Consider the following 16,803-nt stretch of genomic DNA (forward strand, 5'->3'; position numbering starts at 1 on the left):
TTATTGATTTTTTATTAATTGAAGTTTTTAAGATTTATACAAAAAAGGGCTTTAATAAGCCCTTATTGTTTTGCCTTCCATAAAGTTGACAAAGGACTTATTCACCACTCGAGTACCTCCCGTAGTCGGATAATCTCCTGTGAAATACCAATCGCCAAGATGATTAGGAATACACCTGTGCAAGCACTCAACTGTCTGGAAAATGACTTGTACCTCAGCTTTGATCTCAGGGGTGGTTACGATTTCTCCCACTTTTGCAGATAACTCTTCATAGGTAAAATGATCATAAATTCGCTTGACATAATTCTCGCTAGCAGCGGGATTGGCTTGGCAAAGCTCATACACCTCTTCAAGCACATTATCCATTTTTCGTTCCTTCAACAATTGTAAGGCAGCTCTGAAAGCAATGAATTCTTTCATTTTTGACATATCAATGCCATAACAATCAGGGAATCGAATCTGAGGTGCCGAGGAGACGATAATAATTCGTTTAGGATTTAATTTATCCAGAGTAGTCAAAATACTCTTTTCTAGGGTAGTACCACGTACAATACTGTCATCGATAACCACCACAGTATCTACTCCGGGCTTGATCACCTCGTAGGTCGTATCATAGACACTGGAAACCATAGTATCTCGTTCGTCATCGCTCGTGATGAAGGTCCGAAGCTTAACGTCCTTGCTGACCAGTTTCTCCACCCTAGGGCGGAAATTTAGTAATTCTTCCAAGTCACCAACATGTGGTTTGGCATCCACAAAAACCTCCCTCCTTTTGCTAGAAAGGTAATCTTCCAATCCCTCAATCATACCCAAAAAGGCTGTCTCTGCTGTATTTGGGATATATGAAAAGACGGTGTTTTTCAGGTCAAAGTCTATCGCCTTTAGGATGGAAGGAATCAGTGCTTTGCCTAGATTTTTTCTCTCTTGATAAATATCAGGATCTGTACCTCGGCTAAAATAGATTCGCTCAAAACTGCAGGATTTTTTCTCTCTGGCAGGCATAATTTCAGACTCCGCGTAGGATCCATCTTTATTGATCACTAAGGCATGACCAGGCTGAATTTCCTTTATAGCCTTAAAATCAATATTGAAAGCAGACTTAATGGCAGGCTTCTCGGAAGCTACCACGATCACCTCATCATCTGCATAGTAAAAGGCCGGCCGGATTCCTGAAGGATCACGGACAACAAAAGAAGAACCATTGCCAATCAGGCCTGCCATGGCATATCCGCCATCAAAATCCCGGCAGGATCGTCTTAAAATTCTAGCTACATTCAATTCGTCCTCGATGAGATGGGTGATCTCCTCGTTTTCGTATTGATGCTTATATTTTTCAAATATTCGTTGATTTTCCTCATCCAAAAAGTGGCCGATTTTTTCCATCACTGTGACGGTATCGGTTTTTTCTTTGGGATGCTGCCCGAGCTCGACAAGCTTACCAAAAAGCTCTTCCACATTGGTCATATTGAAGTTGCCAGCCATGACCAAGTTTCTACTTCTCCAGTTATTCTGCTTCAAAAATGGGTGACAGGTCTCAATACTATTTTGCCCATGAGTTCCATAACGCAAATGTCCGAGCCAAACTTCACCAGAAAAAGCGATGTTTTCCTTAAGCCATTCGCCATCAGACAGTGCATCGTGCCCGCCGAGCTTCTTAGCCTTTCGGTACTTTTTGTTGATTTTGTCAAAAATGTAATTGACAGCAGAAGGTTCAATCGATCGATATCTACTGATATACCGTGTACCAGGCTTCGTGTTAATCTTCACATTGGCGACACCTGCTCCGTCTTGACCTCGATTGAGCTGTTTCTGCATAAGGACATAGAGCCTGCTTGCTGCAAAATTAGGAGTACCGTATTTGTCAATGTAATATTGAACTGGCTTGCGAAGCCGGATCATTGCTATACCACACTCATGTTTGATCGCGTCACTCATATAGACTAGGGCAAAAGGTTATTTTGAGTATTCAAAGATAAGTGAATTAAGAAGAATAATTTCCCCAAAAAAGTTCGTAAAACCTCCTTTCTGTTCGGTTTTTTGAACCTAAACAACTCGTAATCTTTAACCCAGCCAACTCATTTGGCCATAAATCATGGCTATCTCCGTTGGATTGCCTTTTTTTAGAATTTTAGCAATACATAACCCTGAGGCACGTAAGTAGTGATGGTGGTCATCGCAGAATGTGCAATCTGCACGCCTGGCCACAAATCATCTTTCTTGAGACCCCTTGCGATTAGAGATTGACCACAGACATAAATATCAGCATCAGCTTCAGCCAAGGCTTCATATACTTCGAGATTAGGGTTATTCACCTTGTTTCTACCTTGATATTTTTCATCATTGAGAAGAGTGAAAACCGCACCGCCGTGCACCACCACCTTCACATGAAGTCTGTCCTTAGGTACACCGGCAAGGCCATGCAAATTCATTAAGCGAGCAATATTATCCACCCATCTACTGATTTCGGCGGGATTGTCTGCCCCGGAGGTCATATCTACAATGATTTTATATTCCTTGGATGGGTCAGGTCTTTCTGTGGCATCTTTGATTTCATAGATACCTCCATGACCCTTGACTATGGGAAACTGAGGAATAGGGGTCTGAGAAAAAGAGAAATGAGCTGAAAACAGCAAAACGAGGAAAAGTCCTCCTTTGAGTATGTTCTTCATAGTATTAGAATTGATGCGAAAAAGTAGGGAATAAATCGGAAACCGCTAATCCGCTAATAAAAAAAGCTCTGAAAAAATTCAGAGCTTTTGTGCGCACGAGAAGATTCGAACTTCCACACAACTTAATGCACCACCCCCTCAAGATGGCGTGTCTACCAGTTTCACCACGTGCGCGGTTAGGGTCAGCAAAAGTAGAGAGTAAGGATTTTTTATACAAACCTAATTTCAAGCTTTTGCAAATATTTTATCCGTACACCTTCTTTTCAGCAGAAAGCAGCGTGTTGTAAAGCAAAGATGCAATGGTCATAGGACCTACACCACCAGGAACAGGTGTGATAGCGGATGCCTTCTCAGCTACTTCGTCAAACTTCACATCACCAATTAACCTAAAGCCAGATTTTTTAGTCTCATCTGCGATTCGATGAATCCCAACGTCAATCACCACTGCTCCTGGTTTTACCATATCTGCGGTAACGAACTCAGGTTTACCCAAAGCCACGATTAGGATATCTGCTGTTTGTGCAATCTCGGCTAGATTTTTTGTTCGGCTATGCGTCAAGGTCACCGTTGCATTGCCTGGATAGCCATTTCTTGCCATCAAAATACTCATTGGGCTACCTACAATGTGGCTTCGCCCAATTACAACACAGTGCTTGCCAGAGGTCTCTATTTCGTATCGTTTTAGAAGCTCCACAATTCCATAAGGTGTAGCCGCCACATAGGCAGGCCAATTCAAGGCCATTCGACCCACATTAGCCGGAGTGAAACCGTCTACATCTTTTTCAGGCTTGATTTTATTGGTCACCTTTTCAACAGAAATATGCTTAGGTAAAGGTAACTGCACGATCAGTCCATCGATATCGGGGTTTTCGTTGATCTCTTCCACTTTCTGAAGTAATTCCTCTTCAGAAACATTCTCGTCCATCCTCACCAGAGTCGACTCAAAACCCACATATTCACAAGCCTTAACTTTAGCTCCTACATAAGTTTGGCTTGCACCGTCGGAACCCACAAGAATCGCTGCAAGATGAGGAGTTTTACCACCATCAGATTTAATTTCCTCTACGCGAGCTTTTATTTCTTCTTTGATTTGTGATGAAGTAAGTTTTCCGTCTATGATTGTGGGCATATCTTTTTGTTTTTATTATTTCAAAATTAGAAATTCGGATTTTAGTCCAGCTTGAGCACCGCCATAAATGCCTCTTGAGGGACCTCTACATTTCCGACTTGCCTCATTCGCTTCTTACCTTTTTTCTGTTTTTCTAGAAGCTTACGCTTACGCGAAATATCTCCCCCGTAACACTTAGCCAAAACGTTTTTCCGCAATGCCTTCACAGTTTCTCTGGCAATGATTTTCGTACCAATAGCTGCTTGAATCGCGATTTCAAACATTTGACGGGGAACGAGCTCTTTCAATTTTTCGCAGAGTCGCTTGCCCCATTCATAAGCTTTGTCCCGGTGAACAACAGCAGAAAGTGCATCCACAGGTTCTCCATTCAACATCACATCCAGTCTCACCATGTGTGAAACTTGATAGCCAATTAATTCATAATCCAGGGAGGCATATCCCCTTGAGATCGTTTTTAATTTATCAAAGAAGTCAAAGACAATCTCAGCTAGGGGCATATCGAAAGTCAATTCGACACGATCTGCAGTCAAGTAAACCTGATTCTTGATTTGACCGCGCTTATCCATACAAAGGGTAATGACAGCCCCGACATATTCGGCTGCGGTAATGATAGATGCCTTCACATAAGGCTCCTCTATATGTTTCATCCGAGTAGGATCAGGCATATCAGATGGAGCATTGATGACTTGATAAGTATCATTGGTCATCAAAGCCTTAAACTGAACAGAAGGTACCGTTGTGATCACGGTCATATCAAATTCCCTTTCCAGGCGCTCTTGGATGATCTCCATATGAAGCATTCCTAAAAACCCACAACGAAATCCAAAACCCAAAGCCACTGAAGTCTCTGGCTCCCAAACTAAGGAAGCATCATTCAGCTGAAGTTTTTCCATGGATGCACGCAGCTCTTCGTAGTCCGTTGTTTCTACGGGATAAATCCCCGCAAACACCATAGGTTTTACGTTTTCGAAGCCTTGAATGGCTTTCTCGCAAGGGCGCTTGATATGAGTTATGGTATCCCCTACTTTAATTTCTTTAGCCACTTTCACTCCAGAAATGAGGTAACCTACATTTCCAGCACTCATGGTTTTTTGAGGAATTTGATTGAGGCCTAAGATCCCGATCTCATCCGCCTCATATTCTCTTCCAGTGTTGACAAATTTAATTTTATCTCCTTGGCTAAATGTGCCATTGAATATTCGGAAAATGACCTCCACTCCGCGAAATGGATTATAGACAGAGTCAAAAATCATGGCCTGCAAAGGCGCTTCTGGATCTCCGGATGGAGCAGGAATACGAGTAACCACGGCCTTGAGGATGTCATCCACGCCTATACCCGTTTTGCCGGAAGCCAAAATAATATCCTCTCGATCGCAACCAATCAAATCTATCACCTCATCAGCAACTGCTTCAGGATCCGCTCCGGGAAGGTCAATTTTATTCAGTACTGGAATGATTTCAAGATCGTGCCCCAAAGCCAAATATAAATTTGAAATAGTCTGAGCTTCAATACCTTGAGACGCATCCACAATAAGCAAAGCTCCCTCACATGCGGCGATAGATCTGGACACCTCATATGAAAAATCCACGTGTCCTGGAGTATCAATCAAATTCAAGGTATACTCCTGCCCCTCATGGGTATATTTCATCTGGATGGCATGAGACTTAATCGTGATCCCGCGCTCCCGCTCCAAATCCATATTATCCAGTAACTGATTCTGCATATCGCGATCAGCGACCGTATGGGTCTCCTGCAGGAGTCTATCCGCTAGTGTACTCTTCCCATGATCAATATGGGCGATGATACAGAAATTTCTAATGTTTTTCATAGTCATTCAGGGCGCAAAAGTAGTAAATAACTGCCAGAAATAGCGCAAAGGACCGCTAGTCTTTGCCTTCCTTTGAGAGATCTGACTCAATGATCCTTTACATCAGAAAAATCAATTGTTTAACTTTGATGTTTGAAGCAATCATCATGAAAACTACCGCAGAGAGTAAAAAGGCACAAAATATTGCTGAATACATCATCTATCTCTATCAGCAGGAAGATTTGATCCGATCCTTTCAGGGTAATTTGCCAGAAATCAGGCAGTATGTCGTCTCGCATTTTCCGGTGGATGATAAAGAGAAAGAAGAAATTTTCGTATGGTACAAAAGTCTCCGAGATCAAATGGAAAAGGAAGGGATTTTGGAGAAAGGCCATTTGACTGAAGCGACGAAATTGGTCAAGCAGCTTTCCGAACTTCACTGGAGCTTACTCAAAACGGACAAAACCTATTTTGAAACCTATCAAAAAGCCAAACCCCATATCATCCAAGCTGTGTTGGATGCAGAAGGTCAGGACTTGGGTTCTGAGGTGCAAATTTGCCTGAACGGGGTTTATGGACTTTTACTTTGCCGTCTGCTTGGAAAAAAGGTTTCTGATGAACAATTGAAATCTGCCGAGGCATTTGGAGAAATTTTAAGCCTTTTGAATTTGGTATTTCAACAAGAAAAGGTCCAAAGCAACTAGTATCAAGCTTCACTGAAATAGCTATTCCATAGACTCCCAAACACTTCTATACGCTCCCTTTTCCTCGAAATAGCCCAAAAGAGAATCGAAGAAAGGATTTACGGCCAAGGTGCTGCTATCCCCGATCAAAACCAGTTTGCGCTTGGCACGCGTCAGAGCAACATTCATCCTACGCTCATCCGCCAAAAAACCTATCTCTCCACGGTCATTGGACCGAGTCAACGAAATAATCATCAAATCCCGCTCCTGACCCTGAAATCCATCTACAGTGTCTATGGTCAGAAGATCTGCAAAAGCTTTAAGGTTTGGATAGTCAAAGGTTTCGAAGATCAAATGTCTCAGATATCTGACTTGTGCCGAGTAGGGAGCAATCAATCCTACAGTCCACCCATTTTCTTTAAACTTCGCAAATCCGATGCGCTTCATCAGCTCATTGAGATGCTTACAGGTAAAAATAGCTTCCTCAGGATTAAAGGTACTTAGACTCTCCTCTTCCTGACGATCCGTGTAGCCAGCGCCGGCGGTGTCGACCCACTCCAAAACAACTTCTCCTTCGAATTGATGTGATTTTGTATTCTCAGATGCCTCTAATTTTCCCATGTAAAAATACTCATTGGAAAAGCCCATAATATCAGCTTGCATCCTGTATTGAACACGAAGCAGCTGAGCCACCGAGGGTTTCTTTCGGATCACTTTTTCCATGAGCGTCTCAGCCAATCCACTTTTCGCAGCTTCAAAGGACTTGATCGTGGGTGGAAGTTGTAAATGATCTCCCGCAAAGACCACTTTTTTAGCTTTCAAAATGGGTATCCAAGTAGCAGCTTCCAGCCCCTGAGCCGCTTCATCGATGAATACCACATCGAAGGTCATACCCTTCAAATGATGTGACGATGCCCCAACCAAGGTGCTGGCAAAAACCTGGGTTTTCTGAAAGATATCAAAAGAAATATACTCCTCCAGATGCTTGGCCGCTTCCCGAATTCGGGATACTTCGTCAAATAAAAGCTTTCGTTGACGGCGTTCCTCTGGTCCAAAGTTCCTTTTGTATTGCTTGGCCAGTTTAAGGTATTGATCTATTTGCTTTCGTAGCTTCTTTAAGTCCCGATAGCTGTCATGAAAAGCCGTTTTGGCATCCATGGTTTGGTTGAGGATTTTCTCCTCTACCCGAGCTGGATGTCCTAGCCTCAGCGTAGCTATTCCTCCGTCTGTGAGTTTTTCCACCAGCAAATCGACGGCTGCATTACTTGGCGCACAAACCAAGATAGAAAGGCCTTTTGCCGTGGCCTCGGTGATGGCCCGTACGAGAGTGGTAGTTTTACCCGTGCCAGGAGGACCGTGAATAATAGCTACGTCTTTTGCCTGAGCGATTTTCTCGCAGGCCAGATTTTGGGACTGATTTAGGTCCAGGCTTTCCTCACGATTCTGCCCACTAAAGCTAGCCGGTCGGTCACCAAGTAAAGTCTCTCGGAGCTCTCTTAGCCGGAGGTTTTCTGTGTCCATTACCCGCTTGAGGGCAAACTCCATCTCCCGATAACTAGCCTCATCAAATAACAAATCCACCCCCAGACGTGAGCTATCCATCCATTCGGGAAGTTCGTCAACTTGAAGTGTCACCACCATGTGATCCTTTTTCACTTGGTTGATTACTCCATTGATCCGATTTTCTTGGCTCGAGTAGCCCTCTTGGGTAGAAAAAAAGGAAACAGATTTACCTGAATGGAATGCAGAGTTTTGGTTTGGGTCCAACTTTTCTATTTCGACCAAAAGTCGTTCACCCATTCCAATTTTCGCTTTCTTTACTAGTATGGGGTGCCAGGTGATTCCTTCTTTTTTCTTGTCTGCAAGACTAGTATTGAGAAACTTCTTTTTGTATTGGGCTAGGTCTTCCTGCCATTCTTGCTTCAAAAGTTTCAGTCCTTTTTTTAATTCCTCGGTGACTTTGTCCATGTATCCTTAACTTGGGATCGAAACTAAGCAACTCCCGTATAGTTTTCAATCCTGAACTGAAGATGAACTATCTCGCACATTCTTTTTTGTCCTTTGGCCAGGAACAGGTTCTGGTGGGAAATTTCATAGGGGATTTCATCAAAGGAAAAACATTGCAAGACTATCCCGAGGGGATTCAATGTGGAATTTTGCTACACCGGGAGATAGATGCCTTTACCGATTCTCATCCGCTGGTCAGAGGAGGGCAAAGCTATCTTAAGCCTACCTTTGGGAGATATTCTACCGTGATCACAGATATTTATTTTGATTATTTCCTAGCCAAAAACTGGGATTTGTATTCAGAGCAAAGCCTCGAAGACTTTATCCAACAGACTTATAGAAGTATTCAAAAGTACCGAGACATCCTGCCCGAGAGATTTTTGAGAATGTTCGGCTACATGAAAGAGCAAAATTGGCTACTTCACTATCGTGAAAAAGAAGGAATCCAGCGATCTCTCACGGGGCTTTCGAAGCGAACACGTTTTGAAAGTAAAATGGAACTGGCGCATCTAGCCCTTTCAGAATTTGAGGCAGAATTCGAGTTGATATTTTTCGCTTTTTTCAGAGAATTGAGCAGTTTTGCCCAAGTTAAACTGCAAAAGATTCAAGCTAGCTATGGTCCTTATTAAACCAAAAATTTCTACTTATTTCTCCCTGAGCCTGATTGTGGTGTTTTTGATTGCAGGCTTAGTCTTCATTTTAAGAGATTTTGCTTATAAAGGAAGCTACGGATTGTGGTTTTACTTAGTGTCTTGCACATTGATTACCCTTGTTCTCCTCATGCTATTAGTGAAAATGCTCGCAGGATATCGATTTATCACGGCAGGACGGGATCAGATTATCGTCAAGCTTCCTTTGAGAGGCTATCGCAAAGTTTATCCCATTCAGCAGATTTTGGCTTGGGAAGAGGAAATCATTGTTGCTAATAAAAAAGAATTCAAGCAGTTAACCATTGCCTTTTCGGACCAGCAATCTATTTCGGTCTCTAATCATGAACATGAAGCCTACACAAGTCTGGTAGATTATTTGAAAAAGAAAGCACCGAAGAAAAAGGTAAAAAGTAAAAAAGCCTGATTGCTCAGGCTTTAGTATTATCGTTGATTTCTAAAGTGTCGGTCGTACATGTCTATACTTTCTTGGATGATCCGCATAGCGTCCTCTTTCCCTAGAAAGTCCTCTACTTTCACTTCTTTATTTTCAAGCTTTTTGTAATCCTCAAAAAAGCGATGAACTTCTTTCATCAAATGTGGTGGCAGGTCGTCGATATCATTGATATAGTTAACTGACTGATCTCCTGCCGCTACTGCGATGATTTTGTCATCAGCCTCTCCTCCATCAGTCATTCGCATCACGCCAATAACTTTGGCCTCCACGAGCGTCATAGATGGAATATCTATTTGGGATATAATCAAAATGTCCAGTGGATCGTGGTCTTCACAGTAGGTCTGAGGAATGAAGCCATAGTTTGCGGGGTAGTGAACTGCTGAGAAAAGTACTCGGTCAAGCATCAGCATCCCGGACTTCTTATGCAACTCATATTTTCCTTTGCTCCCTTTTGGGATCTCAATCACTCCCATTACTACTTCAGGAGCATTTTTCCCAATGTTCACATCATGCCAAGGGTTAATCATAACTTAGTTATTTGAAATTTTCTAAAAGTTGAGACACAAAGGTACTAATTCACTTCAGAAATATCCTTTGGGAGGCTAGGAAGAGTCACCACCACCTTGGTCCATTCGTCCAGTTTGGAGTCGATCTGAATGTCTCCACCGAGAAGCAAGACAGCCTCTTTCACCATATACAAGCCTAGGCCGGTCCCCACATTTCTTTGAGTAGCGCGAATGAAAAGATTGAAAACGTCCTTGATATATTTCTCATCTATCCCTATCCCATTATCTTGAATAACTATTTGAGCTTGACTTTCACTAACGTGGATATCGAGCTTAATAATTTTCCTCTCCTGGGTCTGAGATTGGAATTGAACGGCATTGCTGAAAAGGTTATTCAGAATCACCCGGATTTTGGAATCATCGGAAAAGAATTCTGCACCTTGATCTAAATTAAAGCTGATATCAAAATTCTGAAGATCAAACTTTGACTTGTAAGCAGCCATCTGTTGATCCATAATCTGCTTGAAATCTATCGCAGTAACCTTGTGGTCAATTTTGGTAGAACGATAAAAATCCAGCATTTTGAAGATATAGTCGTCCAATTTCTCCGTCGAACTTTCTATCATATCAAAGTACTCGATTGTTTTGGGTTGGTCAATCTCCATTTTTGCTAATTTGGCCACCCCAGAAATACTCATCAAAGGACCTCTCAATTCATGAGATAGGCTATATACAAACTGGTTCATTTCAGATTGAAGTTTCTCCAGCTTCTTATTTTTCTCTTTTAATTCGCGTCTCATAAAGAAGAGGTCAGCGGCATTTTTTATGGAGTTTTTGATCTGCTCTATATTCCAAGGCTTGTCGATGAATCGGTACACCTCACCCTTGTTAATCGCGTCGATCACACTACTGATGTCCGAATATCCAGTCAATAGAATCCGAATGGGATCCGGATTGATTTGAATCATTTTTTCAAAAAATTCAGTTCCCGTCATTCCTGGCATTCGCTGATCTGCAATCACTACATGCACTTCCTCATTTCTAGCGATTTCTAATCCGGCTTCTCCATCTATTGCGGTAAATACATTGAAATCCCTTCGAAGCGTTGCCCGAAAGGACTTGAGGTTATTATCCTCATCATCAATGTACAATACATTAATTTTACTCTTCATTCTTCTGAGAACTTTGATTTATAGGTAAGTTAATTGAAAAAGTGGTTCCTACCCCGATCTCAGAATTAACTTCTAAGGTTCCATGATGATTTTCAATAATAGAATAAACAATTGATAGTCCCAAGCCTGTGCCTTTACCCACAGCTTTGGTGGTAAAAAATGGTTCGAAAATTTTATTCTTAACAGATTCAGGCATTCCAGGTCCATTATCCTCGATTTGTACAAGGACCGAATCTAGGGTAGCCTTTGTCCTGATGGTAATCTTTGGATCTTTATTTTCTTCTATTTGATCACTCAATGCATGAATAGCATTGTTGATGATATTCATAAACACCTGATTGATCTTACCTGCAAGGCACTCCACTAAAGGTAATTCTCCGAATTCCCTAACGATGCGGATTTTTGTCGGCATGGAGCTATTCAAAAGAATAATGGTACTGTTGATTCCATCGTGAAGATCCACCTTTTTCACATCCTGCTCATCCACTCTGGAGAACAGCCTCAGGCCCTTCACAATATCGACGGTTCGTTTGGCCCCATCATCCATTCCTTTGAGCAGCTGTTCCACCTCCTCCAGGACGTAATCAAGTTCCAAATCCTCTTCTAGCTGGGCAGCCTCCTTTTTCAGTGCTTCAGGGAATTGTTCATTGGCATTTTTCCTATAAAAATCCACTACTTCCATTATATCAGCAATATCCCGTTTCAATGGTGAAATATTAGAACTCACAAAGTTGATAGGATTATTAATTTCATGAGCAATACCTGCTGTCAACTGTCCAAGGGATGCCATTTTCTCCTGATTAACCAATTGGCTTTGAGTCTCTTGAAGATTTCGCAAAGCATTCTCGAGTTCGTCTGTCCTCAATTTCACTTTCTTTTCTAGAATCGTATTTTGTTCACGAATCAAATTTTCATTTTCTGCCAAAACCTCTAGTCTTCGGATTTGCTCTTCTTCCTTTTCCTTTTTGAGAATATTAATTTTATCTGCCAAAGCAAAGGAAAGGAGGACCACCTCGAGAGCAGATCCAAAAGGCATAATATAAGCAGTCAAATCATTTGTCGGAATAATTCCCATTTCGCTAAAAACAAAAAGGAATATCCCAACCATAAAAACTGACCATGCCAACAAATAATATCTTGCTGGCCTAAATCCTTTCCTTAAGACTGATGCTGCTACGAACAACACATACAGAACGACTATGGATTGCGTCACAAGCAAAACCTGATAGCTTAGAGTAATAGATATTAAAAAGGCATTAATCAGAATAAATGTATAGACTCCATATATGATTTTGAAACCTACATCAAGCTTGACAACATATTTTTTTGTCATTAAAAAAATTCTTAAAAACCAAATCCCTACAATACTTACAGCCGATGAAAAAATTACTATAGAGCGTGAATTCATCCAATCCCAGTCCGGCCAAACCAGAAACTGGGTGTAACCTAAAATAGATGCCTGAGCCATCCAGACTAGTGCGGTGTGAAGAACATAAACTAGATAAATTTTGTCCTTTACTGATAAATAAAGGAAAAAATTGTAAAAGAATAAACCCAAGAATACGCCAGAAATAAGACCAAAAAGAATATTCTCGAGATTTTCTTCAGAAGAAAATTCATCCTTCTCAATAAGATATGTCCGGAATATTTTTTTATCTGTGTTTCTCAATTTAACCAACATGTAATCCGCTGTAAGATCTTTAGTCGAAAATGAAAAAAGCATCCTATGAGTTTTAATCCCTTCAATTTTTGAAGTTTCTAAACGTCCGCCATTTTTAATAGAAATAATTTCATCGTTTTGAATAGAATAAATATCCACAAAGTCAATAGATGACGTGCTCAACACCAATAATGGATCGTCAAAATCCATAAATTTTGCCATGGAAAGCTTGATCCAAACATCTTGATAACCTATACCAAAATTATGATTGGAACAATCATTATTAACAAATTCATTAGACTTAATAACATCACCAACCTCTTTGTCAAAACTCGTTATCAAATATTCATAACAATCAATATACTGTTTCCCTTTTTCATCAATCTCAAATTGAGAGAACACAAATAGAGAAGTAATAAACAAGGCAATTTTAAACATCAATTCGCCAATTTGGGTTTGCAACAATTAAATCATAGTGGACTAGAAATTCTCCTTTGGGCCCCTCCTCTTTTTTGATCTGAACAGGATTATTTCTAAGATCAAATATTACTTCCCGTTCAAAATCATCAGCCATTGGAAGGTTTTTTGGGTCGTGCATCACTATAGATGTTGCGACCAAATCTAATTTTGGATAAAAAAATGTGCCAGAATTTCCTATCCCCATTTCAATTTCAAATCCCTTTTGTAGAGACGGTTTCAGGGTATACTCCGCGACAAGTGCGAGTAAAGACCCTAACCCCAATTGTGTAGCAAGAGATATACCTGCTCTAATGAGTAAAAATGCACCTACGCCGTAGCCAGATATAGTTTTTGAATTCCATAAACCAGAAACTTCGCCTGCACCTTCGACAGAGTATTTTTTGACCAAATCAAATATTTTATGATCAACTTGGGAAACAGCCAGCTCCATGGGAAGTGGATAATTCTTGTGCGCAATATGAATTCTCAAACCACTCACAATTTCTCCGGATTCCATATGTTCCACAGTAACTACATAAACAAATGGATTGGAAACCCAATCATTATTTGAAGAGGTTACTTTTGTTACACCATATTGTTTCAGCACTTGGGAATGTCCTATTACAAACTTTTCACAGAGTTCCGGCTCATCTATTGCTCTGAATGCTTTAAATCTGAACATTATTGCAATATTAGTAATGAATCTTCCACAGGTCTCCTAAATGAACGAACTGAGGGCTCTCCTGCCCGATTAATCCTGAACATAAAAACATCCTCCCAATCATCTGAAATATTATAGAGATTATTTAGTTCATCTCTTAGCTCTTTCACTTCAGCTAACTCCTTCTCTGAAAAGCCAGACTCTTCCTCTTTATCAATCATTTGAAAAATAAAAAGCATGGCCGTAATTGGCTGAAAGCTGTAACCCATTAAGTTCGCCTTTATCCAGATTCTTTGAATGACTTTTCCGGCCTTAAGGTAACCGCTCACCTCAAAATTTGGAATTCTTAAGAGTCCTATGGCAGAAGCTGAAAGAATTGAATCTTTTGAAATTTTCGTTAATCCATATCCCATAAAAAATTTCCTGAAAAACTTAACAGTTCTTGGATCCTTAAGAAGTCCCATTGCAGCTAATTCTGTTCCACCCAATTCAAGAGTAGAAATATCTATCCCATCCTTAGTTTTCTCTGCCTCCTCTTTATTCCATCTTACCTCATTAATAAAATCCACCAACCCTTGATCATGAAAAAATCTTAATCGATCCATCCCGCCAACGACTTTAGCTAATCTTTGCATTTTATCTGGTTGGTCAATGACCTCAAACCCCAAACCTTCTTCCTCTGCATATTTGATAAGTTGGTTCAAATGCTGTTTTGGGAGGATATATCGATCAGTGTTTTTTCTGTTAGTACACCGCAAGGAAATCCCACGGGCAAGCTCAAAATGAGGAACTTGAATAGGCTGTTTCCTTTTTGATATGAATCGAATACTTGCAATATGGTTTTGACCAAAATTTTGAATCTGATCAATTATTTCAATTTCAAAACCGTGCAAAGAGGCTTCAAGACGTAGATTTTCTAGAGCCCCACCAAATGCGATTAAAGAGCCGATACCTTTGTAATCCAACATCGATTCCGATCTTTTTTCATCATGAAATAAATGAAGAATTCCTTTTTTATCAAAAATCCAAAACCAAGGTTGAATATTTCCGCCGGAGGGAGCAAGATTTGCTTTCCCTAAAAGATTTTTAAGTTCCTCCTCATTTAATTTATATGCTGATTGAATAATATTGTCGGGTATAGAAATTTGAATGCCTTCCCAAGGAAAAACTGTTTGAACTGGCTCCAAAGCTTTATCTTCTAATTTTGATTCATACACATTATCTGATATAAGTTCGTCAAAATCAACATAGAAACGACCGGAGCTAACTTCTCCACCGAGCAATAATTTCCGGCTTAAATGTCCCATCGAAGCACCACCCAAAAAAACGCCTGAGGCCAGTTGAGGCCATGATGTAATACTTTGGCCAATCTCCAGAAGAGATGCCTTCATGCGAGGAGAAAGTGTTTCCAAACCTGTTATTTTCAGAACATAAGAAACCTTTTCCTTACTGGTCAATTCTCTAAGGGAAGACAACTCAACATCAGGGACCATTCCATGAAAGATGGCCCGATTTGGCTCCAAATCAAATCTCTCTATATCAACCATACCCCTGTCCGACGTTTCCATCATAACTGGGATCTCATGGTATTTTGCACGATACCTGAGCAAAAACTTTATATCTAAACTGTCGCACTCATCGATAAGCAAATCTAATCCTCCATCGGCTTTGAGGAATTCATCAATGTTACTTTCATTTATACCATTACGATAAACAACAACTTTTAAATAAGGGTCGATTTCGGTAATTTGCCTGGCTGCAATGACTGATTTTTCTAAGCCTAATGTTGTTATTCCGGAATTTAATCGATTCAAATTACTTAACTCCAAAATATCAAAATCAGCTATTCTTAATTCACCACAGCCACGTTCGAGTGCAATAGCCAAAGCAACACTCAACCCTACTGAAAGACCAACTATTCCAATTTTCTTTTTCTCTAATTCTGATTGTTCTTCTCTAGTGATTTTATAAAGATTTCTTGTTGTTCGCACCTTTATAAAGTCTTGCTTTGCCAATACTTTAACCAAAGTCCGCTTCCAAGGATAATAAACCCAGTTGCCGAAAGTGTCCTGATTATTTTCTTTAAAAAAATCTTCAACCTTTATTTTAAGTTCTGAAATTGTGAAGCTCTGTTCTGGGAAATTCGCCTTAATTAAATCGGAAACTTGACTCCTGATTGTGTCTAATACCAGAACAGAAGAGTCATCAATAAGCGAGTCTATACGACGCAAATCAGATTGATTCCTTGGGTTCAAAATTTCGGGCGCAATTTGACTAGCTAAATCAAATTCAGGCATAAGAAGGACATAATTGGATGAAAAGCCTAGTCAAAGTTAGAATTTTGGTTTCAATTCCAAATTAACTTGGAAACTTTATTTTATGTTAATCAACCTGACAGTTTGAATCGTACAACAAATTTAATTTGATATATTTCATTTTCTTCCAATATTTGAATAATTGCTGATAACAATGGAAATAGAATCAAAAGAAAAAATTCGAATACTTTATGTAGATGATGAAGAAAACAATCTTCAAGCCTTCAAGGCTACATTTAGAAGAGAATTCAAAATTTTTGTTGGTATTTCAGCAAAGGAAGGAGAGGAAATTTTAGCCAGGGAGCCTATTGATATAATTATTACCGACCAGAGGATGCCAGAAAAAACTGGAGTAGAATTTTTGGAGAGTATTATTCCAAATTACCCTGAACCAATAAGGATTCTTCTAACAGGTTACACTGATATTCAGGCAGTTATTGACTCTATTAACAAAGGCCAGGTCTATCATTACCTCACTAAGCCTTGGGAAGAAGATTATTTAAGAACAGTAATAAAAAATGCTTTTGAGGTTTATTCTTTGAGACGAGAAAATGAGCGCTTGACCAAGGCTCTAATCAAATCCAATGAGCAGTTGGAGTTTTTACTTCGTCAAAACCTGCTTTCCTAAGC

At 40.2% G+C, this 16,803-nt stretch carries 14 protein-coding genes and 1 tRNA gene; 4 read left to right on the forward strand and 11 right to left on the reverse strand.

Features of this window, described 5'->3' with window-relative positions:
- Positions 1–51 precede the first annotated feature (51 nt).
- From ACFOSV_RS16985 to lepA, 5 genes are all read right to left on the reverse strand, one after another.
- Entirely contained in the window at positions 52–1,935 is a 1,884-nt protein-coding gene (locus ACFOSV_RS16985; protein ID WP_377907247.1) for an amidophosphoribosyltransferase, read from the reverse strand.
- A 185-nt stretch (positions 1,936–2,120) separates the two neighbouring features.
- On the reverse strand, positions 2,121–2,669 hold the full coding sequence (locus ACFOSV_RS16990) for a DsrE family protein (RefSeq protein WP_377907248.1): 549 nt from the start codon (positions 2,667–2,669) through the stop codon (positions 2,121–2,123).
- 90 nt (positions 2,670–2,759) lie between these two features.
- Positions 2,760–2,843 (reverse strand) — tRNA-Leu (locus tag ACFOSV_RS16995).
- Positions 2,844–2,913: 70 nt separating this feature from the next.
- Positions 2,914–3,798, reverse strand: coding sequence for a bifunctional 5,10-methylenetetrahydrofolate dehydrogenase/5,10-methenyltetrahydrofolate cyclohydrolase (locus ACFOSV_RS17000; RefSeq protein ID WP_377907250.1), 885 nt, complete (start codon positions 3,796–3,798; stop codon positions 2,914–2,916).
- A gap of 41 nt (positions 3,799–3,839) precedes the next feature.
- Positions 3,840–5,627, reverse strand: coding sequence for a translation elongation factor 4 (lepA, locus tag ACFOSV_RS17005; RefSeq protein ID WP_377907251.1), 1,788 nt, complete (start codon positions 5,625–5,627; stop codon positions 3,840–3,842).
- A 146-nt stretch (positions 5,628–5,773) separates the two neighbouring features.
- Between lepA and ACFOSV_RS17010 the strand changes: the two genes are divergently transcribed.
- Positions 5,774–6,310, forward strand: a complete 537-nt coding sequence (locus tag ACFOSV_RS17010) for a DUF4924 family protein (protein ID WP_377907252.1) — start codon at positions 5,774–5,776, stop codon at positions 6,308–6,310.
- Positions 6,311–6,331: 21 nt separating this feature from the next.
- Here ACFOSV_RS17010 and ACFOSV_RS17015 read toward each other — a convergent pair whose 3' ends face one another.
- Positions 6,332–8,257 (reverse strand): AAA domain-containing protein, encoded by a 1,926-nt coding sequence (locus tag ACFOSV_RS17015; RefSeq protein WP_377907253.1) that lies wholly within the window; start codon positions 8,255–8,257, stop codon positions 6,332–6,334.
- 62 nt (positions 8,258–8,319) lie between these two features.
- Here ACFOSV_RS17015 and ACFOSV_RS17020 point away from each other — a divergent pair, with 62 nt between their 5' ends.
- Together ACFOSV_RS17020 and ACFOSV_RS17025 are read left to right on the forward strand one after the other, a co-directional pair.
- Positions 8,320–8,925 (forward strand): acyl carrier protein phosphodiesterase, encoded by a 606-nt coding sequence (locus ACFOSV_RS17020; protein WP_377907254.1) that lies wholly within the window; start codon positions 8,320–8,322, stop codon positions 8,923–8,925.
- Positions 8,912–9,370, forward strand: coding sequence for a hypothetical protein (locus tag ACFOSV_RS17025; protein ID WP_377907255.1), 459 nt, complete (start codon positions 8,912–8,914; stop codon positions 9,368–9,370). The genes ACFOSV_RS17020 and ACFOSV_RS17025 overlap by 14 nt, the downstream gene beginning before the upstream one ends.
- A 17-nt stretch (positions 9,371–9,387) precedes the next feature.
- On the opposite strand, the gene ACFOSV_RS17030 is transcribed toward ACFOSV_RS17025, so the two are convergent.
- Genes ACFOSV_RS17030 through ACFOSV_RS17050 form a run of 5 tightly spaced genes read right to left on the reverse strand, consistent with a single transcriptional unit; the run spans position 9,388 to position 16,155 of the window.
- Entirely contained in the window at positions 9,388–9,927 is a 540-nt protein-coding gene (locus tag ACFOSV_RS17030) for an inorganic diphosphatase (RefSeq protein ID WP_377907256.1), read from the reverse strand.
- Positions 9,928–9,971: 44 nt separating this feature from the next.
- Positions 9,972–11,078, reverse strand: a complete 1,107-nt coding sequence (locus ACFOSV_RS17035) for a hybrid sensor histidine kinase/response regulator (RefSeq protein ID WP_377907257.1) — start codon at positions 11,076–11,078, stop codon at positions 9,972–9,974.
- Positions 11,068–13,176 carry a 7TM diverse intracellular signaling domain-containing protein gene (locus ACFOSV_RS17040; RefSeq protein WP_377907258.1) on the reverse strand — a complete coding sequence of 703 codons (2,109 nt, stop codon included), beginning with the start codon at positions 13,174–13,176 and terminating at the stop codon, positions 11,068–11,070. Before ACFOSV_RS17040 ends, ACFOSV_RS17035 begins: the two co-directional genes overlap by 11 nt.
- On the reverse strand, positions 13,169–13,879 hold the full coding sequence (locus ACFOSV_RS17045) for a hypothetical protein (RefSeq protein ID WP_377907259.1): 711 nt from the start codon (positions 13,877–13,879) through the stop codon (positions 13,169–13,171). Before ACFOSV_RS17045 ends, ACFOSV_RS17040 begins: the two co-directional genes overlap by 8 nt.
- Complete coding sequence (locus ACFOSV_RS17050; RefSeq protein WP_377907260.1) at positions 13,879–16,155, reverse strand: Rv1355c family protein; 2,277 nt, start codon at positions 16,153–16,155, stop codon at positions 13,879–13,881. The genes ACFOSV_RS17045 and ACFOSV_RS17050 overlap by 1 nt, the downstream gene beginning before the upstream one ends.
- A 172-nt stretch (positions 16,156–16,327) precedes the next feature.
- Between ACFOSV_RS17050 and ACFOSV_RS17055 the strand changes: the two genes are divergently transcribed.
- Positions 16,328–16,801, forward strand: coding sequence for a response regulator (locus tag ACFOSV_RS17055; RefSeq protein ID WP_377907261.1), 474 nt, complete (start codon positions 16,328–16,330; stop codon positions 16,799–16,801).
- Positions 16,802–16,803: the final 2 nt, after the last annotated feature.

It is taken from the genome of Algoriphagus namhaensis (assembly GCF_042649705.1).
Classification (GTDB): domain Bacteria; phylum Bacteroidota; class Bacteroidia; order Cytophagales; family Cyclobacteriaceae; genus Algoriphagus; species Algoriphagus namhaensis.

Excerpts from the sequence above, each read along its gene's own strand:
- ACFOSV_RS16985 (WP_377907247.1), bottom strand. The coding sequence starts at position 1,935 with ATGAGTGACGCGATCAAACATGAGTGTGGTATAGCAATGATCCGGCTT.
- ACFOSV_RS16990 (WP_377907248.1), bottom strand. The coding sequence starts at position 2,669 with ATGAAGAACATACTCAAAGGAGGACTTTTCCTCGTTTTGCTGTTTTCA.
- ACFOSV_RS17000 (WP_377907250.1), bottom strand. The coding sequence starts at position 3,798 with ATGCCCACAATCATAGACGGAAAACTTACTTCATCACAAATCAAAGAA.
- lepA (WP_377907251.1), bottom strand. The coding sequence starts at position 5,627 with ATGAAAAACATTAGAAATTTCTGTATCATCGCCCATATTGATCATGGG.
- ACFOSV_RS17010 (WP_377907252.1), top strand. The coding sequence starts at position 5,774 with ATGAAAACTACCGCAGAGAGTAAAAAGGCACAAAATATTGCTGAATAC.
- ACFOSV_RS17015 (WP_377907253.1), bottom strand. The coding sequence starts at position 8,257 with ATGGACAAAGTCACCGAGGAATTAAAAAAAGGACTGAAACTTTTGAAG.
- ACFOSV_RS17020 (WP_377907254.1), top strand. The coding sequence starts at position 8,320 with ATGAACTATCTCGCACATTCTTTTTTGTCCTTTGGCCAGGAACAGGTT.
- ACFOSV_RS17025 (WP_377907255.1), top strand. The coding sequence starts at position 8,912 with ATGGTCCTTATTAAACCAAAAATTTCTACTTATTTCTCCCTGAGCCTG.
- ACFOSV_RS17030 (WP_377907256.1), bottom strand. The coding sequence starts at position 9,927 with ATGATTAACCCTTGGCATGATGTGAACATTGGGAAAAATGCTCCTGAA.
- ACFOSV_RS17035 (WP_377907257.1), bottom strand. The coding sequence starts at position 11,078 with ATGAAGAGTAAAATTAATGTATTGTACATTGATGATGAGGATAATAAC.
- ACFOSV_RS17040 (WP_377907258.1), bottom strand. The coding sequence starts at position 13,176 with ATGTTTAAAATTGCCTTGTTTATTACTTCTCTATTTGTGTTCTCTCAA.
- ACFOSV_RS17045 (WP_377907259.1), bottom strand. The coding sequence starts at position 13,879 with ATGTTCAGATTTAAAGCATTCAGAGCAATAGATGAGCCGGAACTCTGT.
- ACFOSV_RS17050 (WP_377907260.1), bottom strand. The coding sequence starts at position 16,155 with ATGCCTGAATTTGATTTAGCTAGTCAAATTGCGCCCGAAATTTTGAAC.
- ACFOSV_RS17055 (WP_377907261.1), top strand. The coding sequence starts at position 16,328 with ATGGAAATAGAATCAAAAGAAAAAATTCGAATACTTTATGTAGATGAT.